Source organism: Streptomyces sp. RK9, assembly GCF_045070545.1.
In the GTDB taxonomy this organism is placed as follows: Bacteria; Actinomycetota; Actinomycetes; order Streptomycetales; family Streptomycetaceae; genus Streptomyces; species Streptomyces alboflavus.
In genome coordinates, this window is record NZ_CP173704.1 from 2001463 (window position 1) to 2026737 (window position 25275).

Here is a 25275-nt window from a genome sequence, read left to right on the forward strand (position 1 = left end):
GACGGGCCGCAACTCCCGTGCGGAAAACGGGGAGTTGCGGCCCGACGGGCGGTTTCGCGCGATGCCGTGCGGCACCGGGAGGACGCCGTGCCGTGCGGTGCTGCCGCGGTGCGGGTCAGCCCTTGATGACGACGGTGCCGCAGACCTTGTCGGCGAACGTCTGCTTCTTGTCGTCCCACAGCGGCCACAGCCAGCCGATGTAGATCGGGAGGCTGTCCAGGAAGTGGGCGAGCCTGCGCACGAACGCCATGCCGACGCCGACGGGCCGCCCGTCCAGCTCGCGCAGCAGCCGGATGCCGACGGCCTTCTTGCCGATGGTCTGGCCGGTCCTGCCCTCCTGGATCAGCTGGTAGACCGCGAACGCGATGATCGCGAGGACGCCGACGAGGATGAGGACGATTCCGGCGCCGCGCCCGCCCACCGCGGCACCGATGCCGATGATGGCGTAGACGAGGCCGAAGACCAGGCCGTCGATGAGGAGCGCGCCTGCGCGCAGGCCCCAGTGCGCCAGCTCCGGGCGGGGCGCGTACCCGCTCGGGTCGTAGCCGTGGCCCGGCTGCTGTTGCTGCGGGTAGGCGCCGTACGGGGACTGGCCGGGGGCGGGCTGCGGGTAGGGCGCGTAGCCCTGGCCGGGGTAGCCGCCCTGCGGCGGCACGCCCTGCGGGGGCTGCTGCGGGTAGCCGTAACCGGGCCCCTGGCCGGGCTGGGGCTGCTGGGGCGGCGGCCCGTAGGGGTTGCTCATGGTGGGGATTCCTCCGTCGGGGACTGCGTGCGGGGACTGCGCGGCACGCGCGGAGGAAACGTTCACAGGAGCGTCGGTCCCCCCGACACCGGCCGCGGCACTGTGGCCCTCATGCTTCTTCAGCGCCGTCGTGTTTGTCCAGCCAGCTCACCGAACGTTGTGCGAGTGCAATCGTGGGCGACGGCTGCGGCCCCGGATTGGTACGCGGGCGGGCTCATCCGCGAGGATGGGGGCATGACCGCCCAGATTCTCGATGGCAAGGCCACCGCAGCAGCGATCAAGTCCGAACTGACCGCCCGCGTGGCGGCCCTGAAGGAAAAGGGCGTGACGCCCGGCCTCGGCACTGTCCTGGTCGGCGACGACCCCGGCAGCCAGAAGTACGTGGCGGGCAAGCACCGCGACTGCGCGCAGGTCGGCATCGCCTCCATCCAGCGCGAACTGCCCGCGACCGCCTCCCAGGAGGAGATCGAGGCCGTCGTGCGCGAGCTGAACGACGACCCGGCGTGCACCGGCTACATCGTGCAACTGCCGCTGCCCAAGGGCATCGACGAGAACCGCATCCTGGAGCTGATGGACCCGGCCAAGGACGCCGACGGACTGCACCCCACCAACCTGGGCCGCCTCGTCCTGAACGAGCCCGCGCCGCTGCCCTGCACCCCGTACGGGATCATCCGGCTGCTGCGGCAGCACAACGTGGAGATCAAGGGCGCCGAGGTCGTGGTCGTCGGCCGCGGTGTCACCATCGGCCGTCCGATGCCGCTGCTGCTCACGCGGAAGTCGGAGAACGCGACGGTGACGCAGTGCCACACCGGCACCCGTGACCTCGCCGCGCACCTGCGGCGCGCCGACATCATCGTGGCGGCGGCCGGGGTGCCGCACCTCATCAAGGCCGAGGACGTGAAGCCCGGCGCCGCCGTGCTCGACGTCGGCGTCTCGCGCGACGGCAACGGAAAGATCGTCGGCGATGTCGAGCCCGCCGTCGCCGAGGTCGCCGGATGGATCTCGCCCAACCCGGGCGGTGTCGGCCCGATGACCCGTGCCCAGCTCCTCGTCAACGTCGTCGAGGCCGCGGAACGTGCCGCCGCCGAGGACTGAGCGGGGGAAGGGTGACCCCATGAACGTAGAGGCGAAGGACGGCTCCCCGGATCCGTCCCAGGGCGCGCCCGCGGCCACGGACCCGGACGCGTCGGCGGAGCGTGACTCGTCGGCCGCGTCCGGCGAGCCCACCGCCAAGGGTGCCGTCAGCGCCCCCGGGCCCGACGGTGAGCCCCGCAAGGTGTCCCGGCGGTTCCCGCTGTTCACGCGGGACACCGCGCGGCCCGAGGGCGGCGGGCGTGCCGCCTCGGGGGACGCGCCCGCGCCCGCGCGGCAGTGGCCGCTGCTCAGCGTGGTGTCGCTGGTCGGCCTCGGGCTGTTCCTGACCGCCCTCGACGTGTTCCGCGTCGGCACGATACTGATCGGGGTCGCGCTGCTCGCGGGGGCCGTGATGCGCTGGTGGCTGCCGCGCGTCGGCATGCTGGCGGTGCGCTCGCGGTTCACGGACATGGTGACGTACGGCGGTCTCGGGCTTGCGATCGTGCTGCTCTCGATGATGGCGCAGCCGAATCCGTGGCTGGAGATCCCGTTCCTCGACGACACGCTGCACTTCACGATCAGCAGCTAGCCGGAGTGCGGCCGCCTTCGGGCGGCCCTCGGCACACACCAACGGCCCGTACTCGCCAGGAGAGTACGGGCCGTTGGCCGTGGGGGCAGGGGGTGGTGCGATCGGCTGCGGGCCCGTTCCTCCGTGCGCCCCTGCACGAAGCCGCATGCCTCAGTGGTCTGTAGTTGTCTGCGGGGCGCAGGCCCGGTCCCCCGTGCAAACCCCCGTTTGCAGGCCCGCGCCCCCTTCCCCCGGCGCGCCGTTTCAAGGCGGCGCGGGCGGTGGTGCTGAGCCAAGAACTTACGCGGCGGCGGGAGTGCCCGTCGTCCCGTGCCGGGTTGACGTTGCCGTACGACTCCGGTCGTAGACGATCGCGGTCTACAACTTCCGCGGTACGGCGAACGATGGACGTATACCGCTGGGTATGCGGGCTACGCTGCGGCGATGCGCCTCCGTCCGTTCACCGTCGACGTGCTGCTCGCCCTCGGGCAAGTGGCTCTGCTGGCGTTGATCGGCCCCGAGGCCGCGGCGGTCGGCTGGTCCGATCTGGACCTGCGGGGCTACTGCCTCGCGCTGCTCGTGATCGCGCCGACCGCGTTCCGCTCGAAGGCGCCGCTGCTCGTCTGCCTCGTGACGTACGCGATCTGGACCGTGTACGTCCTCGCCGGCTACTGGCCCGTGGTGACGTCGTTCGGACCGATGCTCTGCCTCTACACGGTCGCCCTGCAACGCCAGACCCGCACCACCGGCGTGTGCGCGGCGCTGCTCTCCGCGATCTGGGTGCTCGGCAGCCTGGTGAGCCAGGACCACGCCTCGGTGCCGTCGGTGGCGGCGCAGGCCCTCGGCATCAACGCCCTGGTGTGGCGGATGGGATACCTGGCACGGCGCTCCGCCGAACTCGCCCGCAAGACCCGCGCCGAGCAGCAGGAGCGGGCCCGGCACGCCGTCGTGGAGGAGCGCGGGCGGATCGCGCGGGAGCTGCACGACGTCGTCGCCCACCACATGTCGGTGATCTCCGTGCAGGCGGGGCTCGCCAAGTTCGTCTTCGACTCCGACGCCAAGACCGCGCGCACGGCCCTCGGCACCATCTCCGGCACCAGCACCGAGGCCCTGGAGGAGATGCGGCGCATGCTGCGGGTGCTGCGCGCCCAGGACGACGACGGCGACGTCCCGGACGCGCCGATGCCGGGCCTCGCCCGCATCGGGGACATGACGGACCGGGTCAGGGCGGGCGGGGTGCCCGTCGAGTTCCGGGTCACGGGGACGCCGCGGCCGATCGCGCCCGGCGTCGAGCTGTGCGCGTACCGCGTGGTGCAGGAGGCCCTGACCAACGTCCTGAAGCACGCGCGCCAGGCCAGCGCGACCGTGGAACTGAACTACCACCGTGACCACATCGAGGTGTCCGTCACCGACAATGGGGAGGGGGTGATTCCGGACAGAGTGAGGAGCCCTGGTGGACATGGGTTGATCGGTATGCGCGAACGGGCCAAGCTCTACGGCGGAACGATCAGCATCGGCCCGCGCAGCGTGGGAGGGTTCGCCGTGAGACTGACCCTGCCGACGTCGGCACGGGCCGCACCGCCAGGAGACGACACCACCGAATGAACCCGAGCCACATAAAGGTGCTCGTCGTGGACGACCAGTTCCTCATCCGCGCCGGGCTCGTCGGTGTGCTCCGGGCCGCGCCCGGGATCGAGGTCGTCGGAGAGGCGGGCGACGGCGCCGAGGCCGTGGAACTCGCGGCCGCCACCCGTCCCGACGTGGTCCTCATGGACATCCGCATGCCCGGCATGAACGGCATCACGGCCACCGAGCGCATCCTCGCCGAGGCCGCCGAGCCGCCGCCCCGCATCCTGGTCCTCACCACCTTCGACCTCGACGAGTACGTGTACGGGGCGCTGCGCGCGGGCGCCGCCGGGTTCCTGCTCAAGGACTCCGGGCCCGAGCGGCTGCTCGCGGCGGTGGCCGCCGTCGGCAGCGGGGACGCGCTGTTCGCGCCGAGCGTCACCCGTCGCCTCGTGGAGGCCTTCGCGGTGCGTTCCGGGGCCGCGCCCGCCGGGGAGCCGCCGCCGGACCTCGCCGCGCTCACTGGCCGCGAGCTGGAGGTCCTGAAGCTGATCGCGCGGGGCCTGTCCAACGCGGAGATAGCAGACCGCCTCTACATCAGCGAGGCCACGGTCAAGACGCATCTGAACCGCACCATGAACAAACTCGACCTGGACACCAGGGCCCAGGCGGTGGTGATCGCCTACGAGACGGGCCTGGTGACCCCGGGCGCGGGCCTCTGACCCCGCGCACCCGCCGCGCCGCGCACACCGGACGGCGGCCCGTCCTCCCCCCGTGGGAGCACGGACCGCCGTCCGCCGCGTGGGCCCTGGGTCAGCAGGTCACGGTCTTGTCGTAGGAGCCGAAGCCCCAGGTGTAGCGCGCCCAGTGCCGGGGCGGCAGGGTGAAGCAGCGCGAGTCGGGGCCGAACTTGACGACGACCTTCACGCGCATGGTGCGGCCGCAGTAGTTGGTCACGGTGGCGGTCCGGCCCCTGACCGTCCGCTGGACGCAGGCGGGCGCGGTGCCCTGCGGCGAGACGTCCGCGGTGCGGGCCGCCGAGGACGCGTCCGAGGACCCCGAGGACCCCGATGACGACGTCGGGGCGGCGGGCGCGGCCGACGCCGAGGGGGCCAGGGCGAGGCCGCCGCCCAGGATCGCGGCGGCCGCGATGCCGACGGCGGCGGTCCGCGCGAGGCCGCCCGTGCGGTGCGGGGCCCGCCAGCCGGTGTCCTGTTCGCCCTCCGCAGGGGTGGGCGCGGTGCTGTTGGTCATGTGAACTCCCCGTGGTGTCGGTCCGGCGGCCGGTCCGGGACGGCCCGTGCCGGCCGTCGTGCGGTACCGACTCTGCCGATCCGAACCGGTCAACATCCAGGGCGGTGGGACGAGTTGGGCCGTCCCGCGCGCCGACCTGCGGGGACGCGTCGAGCGGTGACACCGCCGTGGGACGTTCCGCGCGCCAGGAGTGGCCTTTTCGGACGCCTGGGACGAACGCCGGGGAACCGGAATTGGTGCATCCGCCATCTAACCGGGCGCAGGGGGCGATTCGCCTCGGGGGACCTTGTCACGCGTATGGAGTGAACATGCCGCGTTGGAAAGAGCTGCCCGCGTCGCTGGGGGAGCAGGAACGCCGACTGGCGGTCCAGTTACGGCGGATGAAGGACCGCAGCGGCCTCAGTCTGACCTCACTGGCCACCAGGACCTCGTACAGCCGCTCCTCCTGGGAGCGCTATCTCAACGGCAAGAAGCCGGTGCCGCGCGCGGCCGTCGAGCAACTGTCCCGGGTGTGCGGCACGGAGCCGACGCGCCTGCTCGTGCTGTACGAGGTGGCGCAGGAGGCACGGGTCTCGGCGGGCGCGGGGCCGGGCCGCGCGGCCGGGGGGACGGCGACCGCACCGGCCCCGGCACCCGCACCGGCGCCCGAGACCGCACGCGCGCCGGACCCCGCGCCACCCACGACGCCCGAGCCCGCATCCGGATCCACGCCCGGACCCGCACTCCGCACCGTGCGCCTGCGCACCGCGTTCGCCGCGCTGGCGCTCGCCGTGGCCGCCGCGTTCGCGGGCGGCCTGTTCGCGGGCCGGGCCTGGGAGGGCGCGGACGGCGATGCGCGCGGCGCGTACGAGAAGGGCCGCGCGTACGGATGCGGGGACGGCCGCGAGGACGGGGTGCGGTACGCCGGGCACAGCAGGACCAGGGACGCGATCCTCGACCGGGGCGACGACGGCTGGGAGGTGGTCGAGGTCCAGTGCCTGCTGCGCGGGCACGGCTTCGGCGCGGGGGCGGCGGACGGTACGTACGGCGACAGCACGAAGGCGGCGGTGCGGCGCTTCCAGTGGGCGCGGGGGCTCGTGGACGACGGGATCGTCAGGCCGGAGACGTGGGGGGAGTTGCGTAAGTGAGCGGGGCGAGGAGGGCCTGAGCGGGCGGTATCCGGCGGAATCCGGCCATCCGCTGACGGCGCCCGAGGGCTCGGGTCGCCGGTGACCATGGCGCGCCCGCCCCTCGTGGGCGGTGGCGACGAGGGGCTCTTCTCCCTCAGGGTGCGGACGAACACGCAGGTGGCGGACGTGAGACGGCGCCCGTCCTCTCCCCCGTGGGAGGACGGGCGCCGCCGTTCCGCGGTGCGAACCCGGGGGCTCGCTGTGCGTCTTAAGCGTCATGGACGCGCCATCCCGGCAGCAAGGGAAGCCTTACCCCTGTGGCACGGAAGTGACCATTCCGCAGCGCTGTTCCGGGCCCGCTACGGGTGCGAGACGACCCCGGCCGGATCGGGCGAAACGGGCAGCCGGGGCGGTGTCGACGGAACCGAACCGGGCGCCGTCGCCGTCAGTCGGTCAAACCGGGTCGCGCTGGGGGGGTGCAACCATGGGGACGCGCGCGGGTGCCTGGCAGCCGCTTCCGGACGAACTGCCGCCGGAGGTGCGCCATCTCGTCGAGCAGTTGCGACGGCTCAAGGACCGCACGGGGCTCAGCCTCGTCGCGCTCGGCTCCAGAACCGCCTACAGCAAGTCCTCCTGGCAGCGCTACCTCAACGCCCAACAGCCCCCGCCCCGGGAGGCCGTGCTCGCGCTGTGCCGGGTCGCGGGGGTGGACGGCGCGCGCACGGCGGCGGGGTGGGAGCTCGCGGTGAAGGCGTGGCCGCGGGCGGCCGAGGCGTCCGGCGCGTCCGGGGCGGGGGGAGCGGTCGGCGGGTCCGAGCCGTCCCCGGCGGGCACCCGGACCGAAACCCCGGCCGACATCCCGCCGTCGGCCCCGGCCCCGGCCCCGACTCCGGCCCCGCCCCCGCCCGCCCGACGCCCCGCCCCCTCCTGGCGCCTCGTCGCCTGCTCCGCGCTCGCGGTGATCGCCCTGCTGCTCGTGAGCCTGCTGTGGATCGTCACGCAGGTGACCGGGGTGCGCGGCGGCGCGGACCAGGAGCCGTCGCTGAAGCCGGGCGCGAGCGTCTCCGAGCCGCTGGGCACGCGCGAGGCCCCGGGGACCGCCACCGAGTGACGGCCCCCGGGGCGGACTTCGGCGTCAGCCGAGGCGGTTGTACGCGGCCTTCTTCCACTGCCCGTAGACCTTCACGTAGTACGTGCCGGAGATCCGCTTGAAGGCGATCTGGCGCGCGTAGCCCGTGTAGTCGACCCGGCCGTTCGCGTGCGGGCCGCTCAGGAAGTTGTCCGCCGCGCCGAAGGTCTCCTTGCCGACGACGCCGTCGACGTCCTCCAGGTCCTCGCGGGCCTGCCACCACTTGGTCGCGGACGCGGTCTTCCAGCCGTAGTGGCCGTCGATGTCCGACTTGGTGAAGGTGTGCCGCACGCCGTTGCCGTCGCGCCACTTGGCGCCGTCGGCGTACAGGACGCTCTGCCACAGCCAGGTGGCGTTGGAGTGCGCGTGGCTGTGGCGGGAGAGCGTGCCCTCGTCGCCCCAGTCGTTGTACGCGTCGCCGCCGCCGTCGACGACGTGCAGCCCGGCGGCCTGGGCGAGCGGGGCGGTGGCGGCGAGCGCGAGGCCTGCGCTCGCGGTCACGGCGACGGCGGCGGCGAGGAGCCGGTGCGGGCGCCGGGTGCGGGCGCGGGTGTCGCCGGTGGTGGCGGGGTCGGTGGTGCGGTGGTCGGTGGTGCGGTGGCGCATGTGGTTCCCCCCTGGCGGAACTGGTGGTTCAGGTGGTTCGATCACGGCGTCCGGCTGCGGTGGCGCAGCGGTGCCGTGTTCGATGCTTCGGCACCGGGGCGCCTCGGAAAAGGGCCAACCAGCGCATTCGGGAAGGTTCCGGGACGTCCCGGTCCGGGAGCTGGGGTTCCGCATCGTGGAGTGGGACGACGGTGGGACACTGGGCCGTGGACCGGGGGCGTGCGACGGGGCACACTCTGTCCCAAATGCTCCCGTGCGCTCCCATTCCGGGAACTGACATCCTGGCTCCGTGCATCCCTCTGGGTAGTTCAGGACCGGGGCGAGCGGACCGCGTGCGGTACGCCGGAGGTCTGGGACAGCTGCGTCAGGCGCGGGGGGCAGTACAGGCACGTACGGGGGGAATAGGGGGAGCAATGCCTCGTTGGAAGGCGCTACCGGATGAGCTCGACCCGCAGGTCAGGGAGTTCGCGAACCAGCTGCGCAGGCTGGTCGACCGCAGCGGTCTCAGCATCGCAGCGGTGTCCGACCGGACCGGCTACAGCAAGACGTCGTGGGAGCGCTATCTGAACGGGCGGCTGCTCGCCCCCAAGGGCGCGATCGTCGCGCTCGCCGAAGTCACCGGGACGCCGCCGGTGCACCTCATCACCATGTGGGAGCTCGCGGAGCGCGCCTGGAGCCGCTCCGAGATGCGGCACGACATGACGATGCAGGCCATCCGTATCTCGCAGGCGCGGGCCGCGCTCGGTGAGCTGGCGACGAATCCGCCGGTCAGCTCGAAGGACGCCAAGTCGCCGCGGGCGCCGAAGGAGAAGGAGAGCGGGGGCTCGGGCAAGGCGCGCGGTGGCGTCGGGGCCGTGACCGGGGTCGCCGGGCCCGCCGGGGTGTCGCCGACGGTGCCGCCCGTGGCGCGGGAGCCGGAGGGCGTGCGGTACGGGGCGCAGGGCGCGCCCGTGAACGGGGTCGCAGGGGCCGGGCCGGGGGCTGTTTCGGCCTCGGCGCAGGCGCCGGCCACGCCGTCGTCGCGGTCGTACGAGGCGTCGGCGCCGCCGGGGTCCGTGGCGGCCACGTCGTCGGTCACGCCCGGGTACGCGGGCGGTGGGCCGGGGTCCGTGGCCGGTCCCGGGTCCGACGGGAAGTCGCCCGACGGGCAGCGGCGCAAGCGGAAGCTGACGATGTTCCTCGCGGGGATCGTGGGGGCGCTCGTCGTCATCGCGGCGGCGGTGTTCCTCACGGACATCGGCAAGGACGACGACGGCGGCGGGAAGGCCGGGCCTTCGACGGCGCCGACGACCTCCACGGCGGACCTGCCCGCCGGGGTCGAGTGCAGCGGGGCCGACTGCGCCGGCAAGGATCCCGAGAACATGGGGTGCGGGGGCGAGTTCGCCCGGACCACGTCGCGGGTGACCGTCGTCGGGACGAAGACGCTCGTCGAGGTGCGGTACAGCAAGACGTGCGGGGCCGCGTGGGCGCGGATCACCCAGGCGGTGCCCGGCGACAAGGTCACGATCACCGGGTCCGGCTCGGCGGCCCGCCAGAGCGGGACGGTCAACGCGGACCTCGACGCGTACACGCCCATGGTGGCGGTCAAGAACGCCGCGGCGGCGAAGGCGTGCGCGACGCTGAAGGCAGGCGGAACCACCTGCACGAAGTAGCCCCGGGGCGCCGCAGTCGACACGGCACCGTCGGCCGGGGCTGTGCCCACCCTCCCCCAAGCTCTCGGCTTCGCTCGAGCAGGGGAGACCCCCATCGCCCCTGGCGGCCCAGCTGCCCACAGGGTAGGGGGTGGGCGAAGCCGGCCGCCGACGTCGAACGACCCGCAGACGCCGGACTGCCGCAAGTGGCACAGGCGGCCTGAAGCCCGCGGTCAGGTGGTAACGGGCGGGCGGGGTGGGAGATGTCTGTGGCGGGGTGAAAGAAGCCGGGGGGAACCAGGAATGTCCCGCCCCCCGGAGGGCAGACGCACCGTACCCCCACGGGAGTGGTCACACCCCCAAGGCGGCCGCCACATCTCCTCTCCCGAGGTGGCGGCCGCCCTCCACGGGCCCCTGTGGGCCGGGCCACACCCACCCGGCGTACCGGGACGGCAAGGGCGCGATAACCTGACGCCGGATCTCTCTTGATGCCAAGAGATCGATCATCGAGAGGCGATCGACGAGGGCGTCGGCAGGGGATCCAGCACAAGGGGCAGGGACCCCCACCGCCAGCTGTCTTACGGAGATCGCCATGACCCGCACTCCCGTGAATGTCACCGTCACCGGCGCTGCCGGCCAGATCGGCTACGCGCTGCTGTTCCGCATCGCCTCCGGCCACCTGCTCGGCCCGGACGTGCCGGTCAACCTGCGCCTCCTGGAGATCACGCCCGCCCTCAAGGCCGCCGAGGGCACCGCGATGGAGCTCGACGACTGCGCCTTCCCGCTGCTGAACGGCATCGAGATCAGCGACGACCCGAACGTCGCCTTCGCCGGTGCGAACGTCGCGCTGCTCGTCGGCGCCCGCCCGCGCACGAAGGGCATGGAGCGCGGCGACCTCCTCGAGGCCAACGGCGGCATCTTCAAGCCGCAGGGCAAGGCCATCAACGACCACGCCGCGGACGACATCAAGGTCCTCGTCGTCGGCAACCCGGCCAACACCAACGCCCTCATCGCCCAGGCCGCCGCCCCGGACGTACCGGCGGAGCGCTTCACCGCGATGACGCGCCTGGACCACAACCGCGCGCTGTCGCAGCTCGCGAAGAAGACCGGCACCTCGGTCTCCGACATCAAGCGCCTCACCATCTGGGGCAACCACTCGGCGACGCAGTACCCGGACATCTTCCACGCGGAGATCGCGGGCAAGAACGCCGCCGAGGTCGTGAACGACGAGCAGTGGCTCGGCGACACCTTCATCCCGACCGTCGCCAAGCGCGGCGCCGCGATCATCGAGGCCCGCGGCGCGTCCTCGGCCGCCTCCGCCGCCAACGCCGCCATCGACCACGTGCACACGTGGGTCAACGGCACGGCCGCCGGTGACTGGACGTCCATGGGCATCCCGTCGGACGGTTCGTACGGCGTTCCGGAGGGCCTCATCTCCTCCTTCCCCGTCACCGCCAAGGACGGCACGTACGAGATCGTCCAGGGCCTGGAGATCAACGAGTTCTCCCGCGCCCGCATCGACGCCTCCGTCAAGGAGCTCGAGGAGGAGCGCGAGGCGGTCCGCGGCCTCGGCCTGATCTGACCCCGACGGGCGTCAGCCACACCTGACCGGAAGCCCCCGTCGGCCGCGAACCCGCGGCCGACGGGGGCTTTTTGGCCATCGTGTCTTCTTTCGGGGGACATCTGTCCATTCGCCGGACGTCCATCACGCGCTCCATTAACTTTCGCGGCATGCGACCCGAACCACCCCACCAGGGGCCCGAGCCGCGCCACTCCCGCCGCCGGCCCCGTCCCTCCTACGCGCACACCGAGGCCACCCGGCTGCTCTGCGCGGGCGCCCACGTCAACGCCGCGTTCCGCAGGCGCGTCGTCGAGGAACTGGTCGACCACGCCGAGCGCCCCGTCGCCCCGCCGCTCGGCGCCGACGTGCTGCCGGTCCTCGCGCACGCCCTGCGGGCCCGGCGCGACGAGCTGCGGACCGCGCTGCTGCTGCTCGCGGTCTGGGCCGCGTTCCTGGTCACGGACGCCGTGATGCTGTGGGACGCGGCGGCGGACCGCGCGGACGGCGACTCCGGGCTCTCCGCGGGCGACATCGCCTGGCTGCCGTTCGGCACGGACGCGGCGGGTGCCGCCGAGTCGGAGCCGGGCGGCGCGGCCCTCGGCGACATGGTGCCGGGCGGCTGGGCCCTGGCGTACGCGGTCGTCGTCCTGTTGCTGTGGTGCGCCCGCGTCGTCGCGGGCCGGGACACGGGTGTGGGGGAGCCGCTGCGGCCGGTGCCGCTGCCCGCGCCGCTGGTCTGGCTGCGCCGCCGCTTCGGGTGGCTGCTCACGTTCACGGCCTGGTCGTGCGCGCTGGCGTACGGCATCGCCGCGTGCGCCCAGATCACCGATTCGCCGTACCCCGTGATCTTCCCGCTGCTCGTCGCGGCCGTGGTCTGGCGCCACCAGTTCCTGCGCACCCGGACGCTGCGCGGGCAGCTCGCCCGGCAGGTGTTCGCCGAGACGCCGCGGCCGCGCCTGCCCGCCTGGTACGGCCGCATCGAGGCCTGCGTCCGCCGCGAGCAGGACGCCTCCGTCACCCTCTACGACGTCAACCGCCCCTTCGTCGGCGCGGGAACGCCCCGCAAGCCCTGGTCGGTCGTCCTCGAACTCAAGCCCGCCGACACCGAGGCGGCCGCCCCCGGCGCCCTCACCGCGCAGGACGTCATCGCGATGATCGGGCCCCGCCTCCGCGCCCTGCGCAGGTCGGCCGCCGCCACCAGCAGGGACCGGCTGCGGCAGCTGGAGATCGAGGAGTTCGTGTATCTGCCCGCGGGGCCGGGGCGCGACGAGCAGCTGTACACGGGCGACGGCACGAAGACGGCCGTCGTGTACGACGACGACCAGGCCGCGCGCCACATCGCCGAGGCGGCGGGCGAGGGCGGCGAGGCCCGGCGGCACTTCCTGCGGATCCGCGTCGGCGCCTGGAACGAACAGGTCGTCGTCTCGCTCCTGGTCCGCGTGCACACCCAGGGCGGCATGCTCGTCCTGGAGGTCGTGCCGCACGTCCTCGGGCCCGTCGCGCCCGAGTTCCGCCGGGTCGACGCGCTGGTGGCGAGCGAGCCGGAAGGACCCGTGCGCGACGCCCTGCGCGCCTGCGTGGCCGCGCCCGCCCTGTCCGCCGCCCTCGGCATCACGGCCCTGCGCTGGCTTCCGTCGCTCGGCACGGCGGCGCGGCTGTGGCTGACGATGCCGACGACCGACGAGACGTACGCCCAGAAGGGACAGCCGTACGCACAGGGGGGACACGGGAAGAGGAGCGCCCCCCTGCCGCAGCGCCTCACCCGGCTCCTGCGCGAAGCCGCGTCCCGGGTCCTGCCGCCCGACACCGGCCGCGCCCCCGACGCCCCGGCGGTCTCCCTGCGCCAACTCGCCGCCACCGACAGCCTCTCGCTGTTCCAGGAGATGGACGTCGCCCGCTACACCCGCACGCTCCAGGACCGCATCGGCGAGGGCGTGCGCGACGCGCTGTTCCTCGGCGGCTACCGCACGGACCGCCTGGAGCAGCACATCACGCAGATCAACAACAGCGGGGTCTACATCAAGGAGATGTCCGGCGGCGCCCTCGCCACCGGCACCCACGGCCAGGCCGCGCACACGGAGAAGACCACCGCGTGAGCGCCGCCACCGGCGCCGCCCCCGGACGACACCCCGGGACGACACCCCCGGACCACCCGAGGAAGGATCACCCATGAGCGACGAGAAGCCCCCGAGCGGCGGCGGAGCGCACGTCACCATCCACGCGATCAACGGCGGCTCCCAGGCCTTCGGCGACCACGGCAGGGCCGAGTCCACCAACCACACGACGGTGGTCTCGGACCAGGCCCACGGCCGCGTCCTGACCACGGTCCGGGCCCTGCGCCGCGAGCTGGGCGAGGGCGGGCGGACCCCCCAGAACGAGGAGGACGCGGAGGTCGTGGCCGCCCTCGACGAGGTCGCGGACGAGATCACCCGGAACGGCCGCAGCGCGAGCGGGCCCCTGACCCGGCTGCGCGACCGGCTCGCGGACTACGCGCCCGCGACCGCGACGGCCGCCGCGGTGACGGCCGTCCTCCAGGCCCTCGCCCCGGTCCTTGGCTGAACGCGGACGGGCGGGGAAGGAGCGGCGGCCGGTGGTGCGGATCTACGACAGGGACCGGCAGGAGTGGGTCGGCCGGGAGCGGGAACGGGAGTTGGCGGCGCTCCACGAGCGGGACGCGGCACGCCAGCGGAGCGCCCGGCGCGGGGTCGTCGCGGTGCTCGCGGCATGCGGGCTCGCCTTCGGGACCTGGGCGCTCGGCTGGAAGGACGAGCCGGGGCCGACGGTGTACCTGACGGACCGGCAGCCCGCGCAGGGCCCGGGCACCGACCAGGGCGCCCCGGAGGCGGGGGACACCGCGCCACCGCCCCCGACGGGGGGCCCGCCGCCCGCCTACGAGAAGGTCGTCGACCCGCAGGACGGCTATCGCCTCGCCGTCCCGCGCGGCTGGATCCGCTCCCGGAACACCGGCCTGAACGGCGTCGTCATCCTCAACTACCGCAGTCCCGACGACACCCGGCGGCTCCAGCTGTACGAGGTGAGCGAGCCGACGCCGGACGCGTCGCTGCGCACCTTCCTCGACGACACGGTGGTCCCGAAGTCGGCCGGTTTCAAGCAGCTCTCCCTGACCCACCCCGCGGGAGGACCGGGCCCCGCCGCCCGCCTCAGCTATCTCACCGACCGGATCACCGACGAGCCGGACATCGGCACCTGGCACGTGGTGGACCACCGCTTCGAGGCGACCAACGGCAAGCTGTACGCCCTCACGGGGTACGGCGCCGACGCGGACGGCAGGCAGGACGAACGGGAGCTTGTGACAACGGCGTTGAAGTGGTTCTGCCCGCCGCTCGCCCCCTGCTCGGACCCGGACTGAGCCGCGCCCTCAGCTTCCGTCCTGCTGCCGTCGCGGCCCGAGCCCCGCCGCCACCACGGCCGCAAGGACGATCACCACCGCGCCGACCACGCGCAGGGCCGCGGCCATGCCGGAGGTGAAGTCCGCGGCGCCGCCCGTGTGGCCGGTGCCGGTGTGGGCGGCGAGGAGCGTGCCGGAGACGGCCACGCCGAGGGCCGCGCCGATCTCGCGGGCCGAGGTGCCGAGACCGGAGCCGAGGCCCGCCTGGTGCGGGGGCAGGGAGGACACGACGCCCATGGTGAGGGCGGGCATGCACAGGCCCGTGCCCGCCGAGATGACGAGCAGCCAGCAGGCGTAGGCCGCGTAGGGCGTGCCCGCGTCCGCGGCGGAGACGCCGAGCAGGCCCGCGCCGATCAGCAGGAGTCCGCCGCCCACCACGGGGCGGGGCGAGGCCGACCAGCGGGCCGCGAGGCGGGGCACCAGGGCCATGCCGATGGTCAGCGGCACGATGGCGAAACCGGCGCGGGCGGCCCCGTACCCCTTCACGTACTGCAGGTACTGCGAGTTGACGTAGAAGAGGGCGAACAGGCCGAAGAAGGCGACCGCCGAGCCGAGGGTCGCCGCGCTGAGGCGGGCGGAGCGGAAGACGCGCGGGTCGAACAGCGGGGCGCGGGAGCGCAGCGCGTGTGCCGTGAAGGCGGTGAGCAGGACGGCCCCGGCGGCGAAGGCGCACAGGATGCGGGGCGCGCCCCACCCGTACAGGGGGCTCTCGATGACGCCGAAGAGGACGGCGACCAGGCCCGCGGTGAGGACGAGGGTGCCGACGGGGTCGAGGGAGGGCGCGTGCGCGGTGCCGGCGGAGCGGTCGGTGCGGGGCGTGGTGCGGGCCACGGCGAGGGCGAGGAGCGCGCCGAGCGGCACCATCACCCAGAACAGCGCGCGCCAGGACAGGTACTCGCCGATGAGGCCGCCGCCCGCGTTCCCGGCGAAGCCGCCGAGGCCCATCGCGAGGGTCCAGGAGGCGAGGGCGCGGGGCCGCTGCTCGGGCGGTGCCACGCGCATCAGGATGGACATGGTGGCGGGCATGATCAGGGCCGCGCCCGCGCCGGAGACGCCGCGTCCGGCGATGAGCAGGGCGGGGGAGACGGCGAGCGCGCTGACCGTGGCGCCCGCCGCGAACAGGCCGAGCCCGGTGAGCAGGGCGCCCTTGCGGCCGTACCGGTCGCCGAGCGCGCCCGCCGGGATGAGCAGGCCCGCGAACACGATGACGTAGGCGTCGACGGTCCACAGGATCTCGCTCGCCGACGGGTCGAGGCCGGACGAACCGAGCTGCGGGATCAGCAGGTTGATGGCGGCGACCATGCTCTGCGCGACCGTCACGCAGGCGCACAGGACGAGCAGGGTCGAGCGCTTCAGGACGGACGGCGCCGGGGCCGCGGGTGCCGTCGAGGGGGCGGACGGGGCGGGTGCGGTCGTCGGTGCCGGGACCGGCACCTGGGCAGGCGAAGGCAAGGCTCCTCCTCGGGAGCGGTGTGGCGTGGGATGTACGGCCACCGTAGGCTCGCCCGGTACCTGCTTTCCAGTGCAAGTTATGCAAGGAATGGTTGCGTGTGACGCAAGTGGAACGCCCGGCCGACACCGCGGGACTCGACCTGAACCTGCTGCTCGCCCTCGACGTGCTGCTCGACGAGCGCAGCGTGGGCGGCGCCGCCCGCCGGCTGCATCTGTCGGAACCCGCGATGAGCCGCACGCTGGGCCGGATCCGCAAGGCGCTCGGCGATCCGGTCCTGGTGCGTGCGGGCCGCCAGATGGTGCCGACGCCGTACGCCCTCTCGGTGCAGGCCGAGGTGGGCGCGGTGGTGGAGCGGGCGCGGGCGGTGTTCGCCGGGCCCGGCGCGCAGGACCTGCGGGCCGTGTCGCGCACGCTCACCCTCGTCGGCAACGACGCGCTGGCCGCCGCGTACGCGCCCGCCCTGTTCGCCCGCGCGGCGAAGGAGGCGCCGGGGGTCCGGCTGCGCTTCTTGGCGGAGAGCCATCTGGACGTGCCGCTGCTGCGCGAGGGCATCGCCGATCTGGAGGTCGGCGTGATCGACACGGTCGCGCCCGAGGTGCGGGTCGAGCCGCTCTTCGAGGATGTGATGGTGGGGGTCGTGCGGCCCGGACACCCGCTGCTGGACGGCGCGTTGACGGCGCGCCGGTTCGCCGCCGCCGATCATCTGACGGTCTCGCGGAAGGGGCGGATGGCCGGTCCGGTGGACACCGCGCTCGCCGAGGCGGGGCTGCGCCGCCGGGTGGTGGGCAACGTGGGCACGTACCCCTCCGCCCTCCACATCCTGCTGCGGACCGACCTGGTCGGCCTGAGCATGTCCTGGGCCCGCCCGCTGATGGACCCGCTCGGCCTGGTCACGTTCCGCGTCCCGCTGGAGCTGCCGCCGCTGCGGATCGGCATGGCGTGGCACCCCCGGCACGACGCGGATCCGGCGCACGCGTGGCTGCGCGGGTGCGTCCGGGAGCTGGTCGCGGCGCCGGAGTGAGCCGGGCGAGCCAGAGGGAGCCAGGGGGTGCCAGAGCGAGAAGCCTGTTGCTGAACCACTCTGGAATGTAGTACTTCTTATACATGAGCGAGCAAGTCCACAACAGGCTGGCGATGGTGCGCGCCGAGCGGAAGGTGTCCCGGCAGCGCCTCGCCGAAGCCGTGGGCGTCCACTACCAGACCATCGGCTACATCGAGCGCGGGCAGTACAACCCGAGCCTCGACCTGGCGTTGAAGGTGGCCGCGTTCTTCGGGCTGCCCGTCGAGGCGCTGTTCTCGCTGGAGCCGTTCCAGCCGCTCACGGATCAGGTGTACGGGCACGGGAAGGACAGTTGAGTCATGGCGCAGAAGGAGCGGTTGAGCGCGTACGACCAGTCGATGTACGACCTGATGAACAGGAGTGAGGGGGCTTCGCTGCGCAGCACGGCCCCACGCCGCCGCGCCGTCGTCGGCGCGCACGTCGTCCTGACGGTGGGGTTCGTCGCGGCCTGGCTCGGCACGGTCGTCGGCGAGCTGTCCTGGACGACCTGGACGATGCTCGGCCTGCTGCTGCCGTGGTGCGTGGCCACCGGCATCCTCAACGGCGCCACCCGCGGGCTCCTGGAGCTGCGGCCCCGTGTGCTCGACGAGCGGCAGCGGGCCGAGCGGGACCGGGCGCGGGCCACGGCGCACCGGATCATGTCCTGGGTGCTGCTCGCGGCCGTCGTGGTGACGGGCGTCGTCGGGTTCGCGGGCCTGACGGCGAAGGCGCTGGTGTTCCAGGTGGCGGTGTGCGCCCTCGTGCTGCACTGGCTGCTGCCGCTGTGGGTGGCGGCGCTCTCGGTGCGGGACGAGCCGGGGCTCGACGAGCCCGACGTGGACGAGTTCGCGTAAGGGAGCGGGGCCCGCCCCGGCGCGGCCCGCTCCGTCCGGGCCCTTCGCCTCACACCTGCTGCAGCTCCTGCTCCAGCTTCGAGATGTCCACCGAGTCCTTCGCCGACGGCGTCTTCGTCGGCACCGGCTTGTCGTAGTCCGTGAGGGTCGTCGTCTGGTCGGCTCCGTCGCCCTTCTCCGTGGCGCGCACCAGATACGGCTTGCCCTCGGCGGCGACGTACAGCGTCGTCTCCTTGCCGTCGTCGTCCTTGCCGGTCAGCGGGATGACCCGGGTGCCGTCCACCGTCGTGACGGCGCCCTTCTTCAGGTCCTTCGGGTCGTCGTCGGACCCCGCGTCGTCGCTCACGTTCTCCTGGAGCTCCTTGAGGTCGCAGACCTCGGACAGGCCCTTGAGCATGGGGTCCTTCGTCGTGCCGTGGATGTAGCGGTCCTTGAACAGCTCGGCGGCCGCGTCGCCCTGCCCGCCGGGCACCTGCGTCCTCCAGAACGCCTGGTCGGGCTTCATCCAGACCTTGTCGCCCTGCTTGACCAGCTCCGCCCTGCCCCCGTTCGCGCCGAAGGCCAGGGTGCCGGTGCAGTTGCCGTCGCGGTCGAGCGCGAGGTCCATGGCGGCCGGGTCGTCCTTGTCGACGTCGCGGCCCTTGTCCGTCAGGGTGAGGTGGACGGACTTGGCGTCGAGCAGTTCCTGCTTGGCCTTGTCGGAGATCTCCTTGGCGGACAGGTCCGCCGTGCTGTCGCCCTTGTCGCCCTTGCCGCCGCTGCCGCCGTCGTCGTCGGAGCACCCGGAGACCAGGAGGGCGAGGACCGCGGCGGTGCAGGCCGCGCCCGCCGTCCGCAGTCGCGTACGAGGCATTTTGCTCATAGCGTCACCTCCGGTGACAGAAAGTGCTTCGAGCGTACGTTTCGCCCCGCGTACCCGCACGCGCAGTGACACAGCGCACTTTCGGCCATCGAATGCGCATGCTTTTCCGGGGTCCGGGCAGGTGCTCCCGGCTACCACGAGTGATCAGGTGGGGCAAACGGCAGAAACTGCCAGGAACGGAAGGCAAGAGGGACGTGTCCGCACAACAGACCATCCACGTGGCGGGAGAGTGGCGTGACGCCGCCTCCGGCGCGACCCGCGAGATCATCGACCCCGCGGATGCCAAGCCGTTCGCGACCATCGCCGAGGGCGGTGCCGAGGACGCCGACGCGGCCATCGCCGCCGCCCGCGCGGCCTTCGACGAGGGCTCCTGGCCGGGCACGCCGGTCGCCGAGCGGGCCGCGCTGCTTCGCCGCGTCGCCGACCTGCTCGTGCGCGACCGCGAGAAGATCGGCCTCCTGGAGAGCCGGGACGCGGGCAAGACCCTCGAAGAGGGCCGGGTCGACGTCGACTGCGTCGCCGACGCCTTCCGCTACTTCGCCGACCTGGTGATCGGCGAGGGCGCGGGCCGTGTCGTCGACGCCGGGTCCGACGACATCCACAGCGTCGTCGTGCACGAGCCCATCGGCGTCTGCTCCATGATCACGCCCTGGAACTATCCGCTGCTCCAGGCCAGCTGGAAGATCGCCCCGGCCCTCGCGGCCGGCAACACCTTCGTCATCAAGCCCAGCGAGATCACGCCGCTGACGACGGTCGCCCTGATCGAGCTGCTCGCCGAGGCGGGCCTGCCCGCGGGCGTCGCCAACATCGTCACGGGCCCCGGCCACACCGTCGGCGCCCGCCTCGCCGACCACCCGGACGTCGACCTGGTCTCCTTCACCGGCGGCCTCGTCTCCGGCACCAAGGTGGCCCAGGCCGCCGCCCTCGGCGTGAAGAAGGTCGCCCTGGAGCTCGGCGGCAAGAACCCCAACGTCGTCTTCGCGGACGCCTGCGCCACCGACGAGGGCTTCGACACGGCCGTCGACCAGGCCCTGAACGCCGCCTTCATCCACAGCGGGCAGGTCTGCTCCGCCGGTGGCCGCCTCATCATCGAGGAGTCGGTGCGCGAGCGCTTCGTCGCCGAACTCGCCCGCCGCGCCGAGAAGATCAAGCTCGGCCGGGGCACCGAGGACGGCGTCGAGTGCGGCCCGCTGGTCTCCAAGGAGCAGCGCGAGAAGACCGAGGGCTATGTCGCTTCGGCGCTCGCGGAGGGCGCCGTCCTGCGCTCCGGCGGCAAGCGGCCCGAGCCCACCGACGCCCGGCCCGCGACCGGCTACTTCTACGAGCCGACGGTGCTCGACCAGTGCCACCGCGAGATGAAGGTCGTCCGCGAGGAGGTCTTCGGCCCGGTCCTGACCGTCGAGACCTTCCGCACCGAGGACGAGGCCGTCGCCCTCGCCAACGACACCGAGTACGGCCTCGCGGGCGCCGTGTGGACCACCGACTCCGGGCGCGCCCGCCGCATGGCACGCCGGATGCGCCACGGCACCATCTGGATCAACGACTTCCACCCCTACCTGCCGCAGGCCGAGTGGGGCGGGTTCGGCAAGAGCGGCGTCGGCCGCGAGCTGGGCCCGGCGGGACTCGCCGAGTACCGCGAGGCCAAGCACGTCTACGAGAACCTCGCGCCGAAGCCGGTGCGGTGGTTCGCGGGCTGATCCGCCCGTCCCCCCATTACGCGAAAGCACCTTGTACGACCTCGCAGGAAGAGGAGCAGTTCCCCCATGGCTGAAACGAACGAGTACGACTACGTCATCGTCGGCGGCGGCACCGCCGGGTCCGTGATCGCCTCGCGCCTCACCGAGAACCCGGACGTCACCGTCGCCGTCATCGAGGGCGGCCCCAGCGACATCGACCGGGACGACGTCCTGACGCTGCGCCGCTGGCTCGGCCTCCTCGGCGGCGAGCTCGACTACGGCTACACCACCACCGAGCAGCCGCGCGGCAACTCGCACATCCTGCACAGCCGCGCCAAGGTCCTCGGCGGCTGCTCCTCGCACAACACCCTGATCTCCTTCAAGCCGCTGCCGTCCGACTGGGACGAGTGGGAGGAGGCCGGGGCCACCGGCTGGAACGCCGAGGCGATGGACCCCTACTACGGCAAGCTGCGCAACAACGTCGTACGCGTCGCCAAGAAGGACCAGAACCAGATCGCCACCGACTGGGTCGAGGCGACGAAGACCGCGCTCGGCGTGCCCGAGGTCGTCGGCTTCAACGACAAGCCCTTCGACGAGGGCGTCGGCTTCTTCGACCTGGCGTACCACCCGGAGAACAACAAGCGCTCCTCCGCGTCCGTCGCCTACCTCCACCCCCACATGGAGGCCGGTGACCGCCCGAACCTCCACCTCTTCCTGGAGACCTGGGCCACCAAGCTGGAGCTGGACGGCAAGGCCGCGCGCGGCGTCCACATCCGCACCAAGGACGGCGCGGAGCAGCTGCTCACCGCCCGCCGTGAGGTGCTCGTCTGCGCCGGGGCCGTCGACACGCCCCGCCTGCTGATGCTCTCGGGCATCGGGCCGAAGAAGGACCTCGAAGCCCTCGGCATCCCGGTCGTCCACGACCTGCCGGGCGTCGGCGAGAACCTCATCGACCACCCGGAGTCGGTCATCGTGTGGGAGACCAACGGGCCGATCCCCGGCAACTCGGCGATGGACTCCGACGCCGGTCTGTTCGTGAAGCGGGACCCGGCCCACAAGGGCCCGGACCTGATGTTCCACTTCTACCAGATCCCGTTCACGGACAACCCGGAGCGGCTCGGCTACGAACGCCCCGAGCACGGCGTGTCGATGACGCCGAACATCCCCAAGTCCCGCGCCCGCGGCCGTCTTTACCTGACGTCCGCGGACCCCGAGGTGAAGCCCGCCCTGGACTTCAGGTACTTCGAGGACGAAGGGGACTACGACGGGCGGACGCTCGTCGACGGCATCAAGCTGGCGCGGAAGGTCGCGCAGGCCGAGCCGTTCAAGAAGTGGCTCAAGCGCGAGGTGTTCCCCGGCCCGGAGGTCACCGACGACGCGGAGATCAGCGAGCTCGTGCGCAAGGCCGCGCACACCGTCTACCACCCGGCAGGCACCTGCCGAATGGGAGCTTCCGGTGATGAACTCGCCGTGGTCGACCCGGAGTTGAAGATCCGGGGCCTCGAAGGAATCCGTATCGCGGACGCATCCGTCTTCCCGACGATGCCCGCCGTGAACCCGATGATCGGAGTGCTCATGGTCGGGGAGAAATGTGCCGAGATCCTGGGAGGTGACGGCCGATGAGCGACACCGCGACCGTCACCCCCGCCGCCGACGCGGCCACGGACACCGTCTTCGCCGTACGCAACCTCTGGAAGGTCTTCGGCCCCAAGGCAGAGACCGTCCCGGGCGACAGCGAGCTGACCGGCCTCGACCCCGTGGAGCTGCGTGAGCGCACCGGCTGCACCGCCGCCGTGCGCGATGTGTCCTTCGAGGTGAAGAAGGGCGAGGTCTTCGTCGTCATGGGCCTGTCGGGCTCCGGCAAGTCCACGCTCGTGCGCTGTCTGACCCGCCTCATCGAGCCGACCTCCGGCTCCGTCGAGATAGACGGCGAGGACGTCCTCGCCATGGACAAGAACCGCCTTCGCGAACTGCGCCGCCACCGCGCGTCCATGGTCTTCCAGCACTTCGGCCTGCTCCCGCACCGCACCGTCCTCGACAACGTCGCCTACGGCCTGGAGATCCAGGGCGTGGCGCGCGCCGAGCGCCGCGAGAAGGCCATGAAGGTCATCGAGAAGGTCGGCCTCGAAGGCCTGGAGCAGCGCAAGCCGGGCCAGCTCTCCGGAGGCCAGCAGCAGCGCGTCGGCCTCGCCCGCGCCCTCGCCGCCGACCCCGAGGTCCTGCTCTTCGACGAGCCGTTCAGCGCCCTCGACCCGCTGATCCGCCGCGACATGCAGGAGGAGGTCGTCCGCCTGCACCGTGAGGAGGGCCGCACCATGGTCTTCATCACCCACGACCTCAGCGAGGCCCTGAAGCTCGGCGACCGCATCGCCCTGATGCGCGACGGCCGCGTCGTCCAGCTCGGCACGCCCGAGGAGATCGTCGGCTCGCCCGCCGACGCGTACGTACGCGACTTCGTCCGGGACGTGCCGCGCGAGCAGGTCATGACCTGCCGCAGCGCGATGCGGCCCGTCGACTCCGACGCCGACGAGGACACCAAGGGCCCGGCGATCGCGCCCGACGCGACGGTGTCGGAGGCCATCGAGGCCGTGGCGCGCTCCGGCTTCCCGGCGCGCGTGATGGACGGCGGCCGGTGCCTCGGCGTCGTGGACCACGAGCAACTGCTCGGCGTCGTCGCGGGCGTGACCCCCAAGGGCGCCGCGGGGCGCGGCGGTCCGGCCGCGAAGGCGGGCACCTCGATACGCAAGGAGACGACCGGCGAGGTGGCTTCCTGATGGCCACCGCCACCGCGTCCACTCCGGTACGAGATACCGGGATCGGCGCCCTGCTGCGGCGCCGCGCCGTCGTCAAGCTCCTGCTGCTCGCCGTCGTCGCGGCCGTCGCCGTACCGATCCTCAACGCCAAGTGGGCCTCCGGCGCCTGGCCCGAGGCGCTCACCGTCGACGTGGCCGAGCCGCTCACCAAGGCCAGCGACTGGATCATCGACAACCGCGACACCCACTGGCTCTTCACCTACTTCTTCGGGCACATCTCCAACGCCATCGTGCTGTCCGTGCGCGGCGTCTATCTGGTGCTGCTCGCCGCGGGCTGGGCGGGCGTCACCGTCGCCGCGGGCGCGATCGCCTGGCGCGTGGCGGGCCTGAAGCTCGCCGCCCTCGCGACCGCCGCGTTCGCCGCCTGCGGGCTGCTCGGCATGTGGGTGCCGACCATGCAGACGCTCGCGCTCATGGTCGTCGCCGTGCTCGCGTCGGTGATCCTCGGCATGCTGCTCGGCCTCGCCGCCGGGCTCAACGACCGGATCTTCCGCATGATGCGCCCGGTCCTCGACACCATGCAGGTGCTCCCGGCCTTCGCCTACCTGCTGCCCGTCGTGCTCGTCTTCGGCATCGGCGTGCCCGCGGCCGTCCTCGCGACGGTCGTGTACTCGGCCCCGCCGATGGCCCGCCTCACCGCCCTCGGCCTGCGCGGCGCCGACGGCGGCGTGATGGAGGCGGTGGCGTCCCTCGGCGCGACCGCGCGCCAGCGCCTGCTGTCCGCGCGCCTGCCGCTGGCCCGCAAGGAACTCCTGCTCGGCCTCAACCAGACGATCATGATGGCCCTCTCCATGGCCGTCATCGCGTCCGTGATCGGCGCCGGCGGCCTCGGTGACCGCGTCTACCAGGCGCTCTCCACCGTCGACGTCGGCCAGGCCCTCGCCGCCGGCATCCCCATCGTGCTGCTCGCCGTCGTCCTCGACCGCGTCACCGGCGCGGCCGGCGAACGCCTCGGCGCGCACGCCGAGGACAACTCGCCGCTGCGCGGCTGGCGCGGCTGGTCGATCGCCGCCGCCGTGACCCTGGCCTGCGCCCTCGCGGCCAGGTTCGCGGACCGCCTGGAGTGGCCGACGAGCTGGGTCGTGCAGATCGCCGAGCCGGTGAACACCGCCAAGGACTGGATGGTCGACCACCTGTACACGGGCGTGCCCGTCGTCGGCGGTACGGCGGACTGGGCCGCGCACTTCACCACGTACGTCCTCGACCCGATCCGCGACGGCCTCCAGGGGCTGCCCTGGTGGTCGGTGCTCCTCATCGTGGCGGCCCTCGCCTGGGTGATCGGCACCTGGCAGACGGCGCTCACCGCCGTCCTCGCGATGGCGGCGATCGGCGTCCTCGACGTCTGGAACGCCTCCCTGGACACGCTCTCCCAGGTCCTCGCGGGCGTCGCCGTGACCGTCGTCCTGGGCTTCGCGATCGGCATCGCGGCTTCGCGCAGCCGCCGCCTGGAAGCCCTCCTGCGCCCGGTCCTGGACGTCTTCCAGACGATGCCGCAGTTCGTGTACCTGATCCCGGTGGTCGCCCTGTTCGGCGTGGGCCGTGCCCCCGCCGTCGCCGCGGCCGTGGTGTACGCGCTGCCCGCCGTCATCCGCATCACCACGCAGGGCCTGCGCCAGGTCAGCCCCGCCGCGATGGAGTCCGCGCAGTCCCTCGGCGCCACCAGCTGGCAGCAGCTGCGCCAGGTCCAGCTCCCGCTGGCCCGCCCCGCGCTGATGCTCGCCCTCAACCAGGGCGTCGTCCTCGTCCTCGCCGTCGTCGTCATCGGCGGTCTGGTCGGCGGTGGCGGTCTCGGCTACGACGTGCTCGCCGGTCTCGCCCGCGGTGACCTCGCGACCGGTCTGGTCGGCGGCATCGCCATCGTCTGCCTCGGTCTGATGCTGGACCGCGTGACGCAGCCGACGGAACGCCGCGCGAAGAAGGGAGCCTGAC

Annotated in this window: 22 protein-coding genes and 1 pseudogene; 18 read left to right on the forward strand and 5 right to left on the reverse strand. The window is 73.0% G+C overall.

The genetic code is table 11. From position 1 onward, the window contains the following. Positions 1–115: 115 nt before the first annotated feature. Complete coding sequence (locus tag AB6L24_RS29260; protein WP_405660121.1) at positions 116–742, reverse strand: RDD family protein; 627 nt, start codon at positions 740–742, stop codon at positions 116–118. 234 nt (positions 743–976) lie between these two features. On the opposite strand from AB6L24_RS29260, the gene AB6L24_RS29265 reads away from it, so the two are divergent. From AB6L24_RS29265 to AB6L24_RS29280, 4 genes are all read left to right on the forward strand, one after another. Next, positions 977–1837, forward strand: coding sequence for a bifunctional methylenetetrahydrofolate dehydrogenase/methenyltetrahydrofolate cyclohydrolase (locus AB6L24_RS29265; protein ID WP_405660123.1), 861 nt, complete (start codon positions 977–979; stop codon positions 1835–1837). Between the two features lie 19 nt (positions 1838–1856). Then, positions 1857–2405, forward strand: coding sequence for a DUF3017 domain-containing protein (locus AB6L24_RS29270; RefSeq protein WP_405660125.1), 549 nt, complete (start codon positions 1857–1859; stop codon positions 2403–2405). A gap of 423 nt (positions 2406–2828) precedes the next feature. Beyond that, positions 2829–3989 carry a histidine kinase gene (locus AB6L24_RS29275; protein WP_405660127.1) on the forward strand — a complete coding sequence of 387 codons (1161 nt, stop codon included), beginning with the start codon at positions 2829–2831 and terminating at the stop codon, positions 3987–3989. Further along, on the forward strand, positions 3986–4672 hold the full coding sequence (locus AB6L24_RS29280) for a response regulator (protein ID WP_405660130.1): 687 nt from the start codon (positions 3986–3988) through the stop codon (positions 4670–4672). The genes AB6L24_RS29275 and AB6L24_RS29280 overlap by 4 nt, the downstream gene beginning before the upstream one ends. 91 nt (positions 4673–4763) lie before the next feature. On the opposite strand, the gene AB6L24_RS29285 is transcribed toward AB6L24_RS29280, so the two are convergent. Next, positions 4764–5204: a hypothetical protein gene (locus tag AB6L24_RS29285; protein ID WP_405660132.1), complete on the reverse strand. Its 441-nt coding sequence runs from the start codon at positions 5202–5204 to the stop codon at positions 4764–4766. A 308-nt stretch (positions 5205–5512) separates the two neighbouring features. On the opposite strand from AB6L24_RS29285, the gene AB6L24_RS29290 reads away from it, so the two are divergent. Together AB6L24_RS29290 and AB6L24_RS29295 are read left to right on the forward strand one after the other, a co-directional pair. After that, positions 5513–6331 carry a helix-turn-helix domain-containing protein gene (locus AB6L24_RS29290; RefSeq protein WP_405660135.1) on the forward strand — a complete coding sequence of 273 codons (819 nt, stop codon included), beginning with the start codon at positions 5513–5515 and terminating at the stop codon, positions 6329–6331. Between the two features lie 466 nt (positions 6332–6797). Further along, positions 6798–7292: pseudogene (locus tag AB6L24_RS29295) on the forward strand (helix-turn-helix domain-containing protein); the annotation flags it as partial. Between the two features lie 156 nt (positions 7293–7448). Here the strand turns inward: AB6L24_RS29295 and AB6L24_RS29300 are convergent. Continuing rightward, positions 7449–8048, reverse strand: a complete 600-nt coding sequence (locus AB6L24_RS29300; RefSeq protein ID WP_405660138.1) for a peptidoglycan-binding protein — start codon at positions 8046–8048, stop codon at positions 7449–7451. Between the two features lie 413 nt (positions 8049–8461). On the opposite strand from AB6L24_RS29300, the gene AB6L24_RS29305 reads away from it, so the two are divergent. The 5 genes from AB6L24_RS29305 to AB6L24_RS29325 all read left to right on the forward strand — a co-directional run bounded on the left by AB6L24_RS29305 (position 8462) and on the right by AB6L24_RS29325 (position 14610). Beyond that, on the forward strand, positions 8462–9700 hold the full coding sequence (locus tag AB6L24_RS29305; RefSeq protein ID WP_405660141.1) for a DUF2690 domain-containing protein: 1239 nt from the start codon (positions 8462–8464) through the stop codon (positions 9698–9700). 571 nt (positions 9701–10271) lie between these two features. Next, on the forward strand, positions 10272–11261 hold the full coding sequence (locus AB6L24_RS29310) for a malate dehydrogenase (RefSeq protein ID WP_405660144.1): 990 nt from the start codon (positions 10272–10274) through the stop codon (positions 11259–11261). A gap of 149 nt (positions 11262–11410) precedes the next feature. Continuing rightward, positions 11411–13336: a hypothetical protein gene (locus tag AB6L24_RS29315; RefSeq protein WP_405660147.1), complete on the forward strand. Its 1926-nt coding sequence runs from the start codon at positions 11411–11413 to the stop codon at positions 13334–13336. 73 nt (positions 13337–13409) lie between these two features. After that, a complete protein-coding gene (locus AB6L24_RS29320) occupies positions 13410–13799 on the forward strand; it encodes a hypothetical protein (RefSeq protein WP_405660150.1) in 390 nt (129 codons plus the stop codon). Positions 13800–13830: 31 nt separating this feature from the next. Further along, on the forward strand, positions 13831–14610 hold the full coding sequence (locus AB6L24_RS29325) for a hypothetical protein (RefSeq protein ID WP_405660153.1): 780 nt from the start codon (positions 13831–13833) through the stop codon (positions 14608–14610). A gap of 9 nt (positions 14611–14619) precedes the next feature. Here AB6L24_RS29325 and AB6L24_RS29330 read toward each other — a convergent pair whose 3' ends face one another. Continuing rightward, a complete protein-coding gene (locus tag AB6L24_RS29330; protein ID WP_405660156.1) occupies positions 14620–16101 on the reverse strand; it encodes an MFS transporter in 1482 nt (493 codons plus the stop codon). Positions 16102–16193: 92 nt separating this feature from the next. Between AB6L24_RS29330 and AB6L24_RS29335 the strand changes: the two genes are divergently transcribed. The 3 genes from AB6L24_RS29335 (at position 16194) to AB6L24_RS29345 (ending at position 17995) form a co-directional block, all read left to right on the forward strand. After that, a complete protein-coding gene (locus AB6L24_RS29335; protein WP_405660158.1) occupies positions 16194–17123 on the forward strand; it encodes a LysR family transcriptional regulator in 930 nt (309 codons plus the stop codon). Positions 17124–17206: 83 nt separating this feature from the next. Next, positions 17207–17458: a helix-turn-helix transcriptional regulator gene (locus AB6L24_RS29340; RefSeq protein ID WP_030360733.1), complete on the forward strand. Its 252-nt coding sequence runs from the start codon at positions 17207–17209 to the stop codon at positions 17456–17458. Positions 17459–17461: 3 nt separating this feature from the next. Next, positions 17462–17995, forward strand: a complete 534-nt coding sequence (locus tag AB6L24_RS29345; protein WP_405660161.1) for a hypothetical protein — start codon at positions 17462–17464, stop codon at positions 17993–17995. Positions 17996–18044: 49 nt separating this feature from the next. Here the strand turns inward: AB6L24_RS29345 and AB6L24_RS29350 are convergent, their stop codons facing one another. After that, positions 18045–18857: a hypothetical protein gene (locus AB6L24_RS29350; RefSeq protein ID WP_405660164.1), complete on the reverse strand. Its 813-nt coding sequence runs from the start codon at positions 18855–18857 to the stop codon at positions 18045–18047. 194 nt (positions 18858–19051) lie between these two features. Here AB6L24_RS29350 and AB6L24_RS29355 point away from each other — a divergent pair, with 194 nt between their 5' ends. The 4 genes from AB6L24_RS29355 (at position 19052) to AB6L24_RS29370 (ending at position 25274) form a co-directional block, all read left to right on the forward strand. After that, positions 19052–20554, forward strand: coding sequence for an aldehyde dehydrogenase family protein (locus AB6L24_RS29355; RefSeq protein ID WP_405660166.1), 1503 nt, complete (start codon positions 19052–19054; stop codon positions 20552–20554). 66 nt (positions 20555–20620) lie between these two features. Then, positions 20621–22156 (forward strand): GMC family oxidoreductase, encoded by a 1536-nt coding sequence (locus tag AB6L24_RS29360; protein ID WP_405660169.1) that lies wholly within the window; start codon positions 20621–20623, stop codon positions 22154–22156. After that, on the forward strand, positions 22153–23307 hold the full coding sequence (locus AB6L24_RS29365) for a glycine betaine/L-proline ABC transporter ATP-binding protein (protein WP_405660172.1): 1155 nt from the start codon (positions 22153–22155) through the stop codon (positions 23305–23307). Before AB6L24_RS29360 ends, AB6L24_RS29365 begins: the two co-directional genes overlap by 4 nt. Continuing rightward, positions 23307–25274 (forward strand): ABC transporter permease, encoded by a 1968-nt coding sequence (locus AB6L24_RS29370; RefSeq protein ID WP_405660175.1) that lies wholly within the window; start codon positions 23307–23309, stop codon positions 25272–25274. The genes AB6L24_RS29365 and AB6L24_RS29370 overlap by 1 nt, the downstream gene beginning before the upstream one ends. The last annotated feature ends 1 nt before the right edge of the window (position 25275 follow it).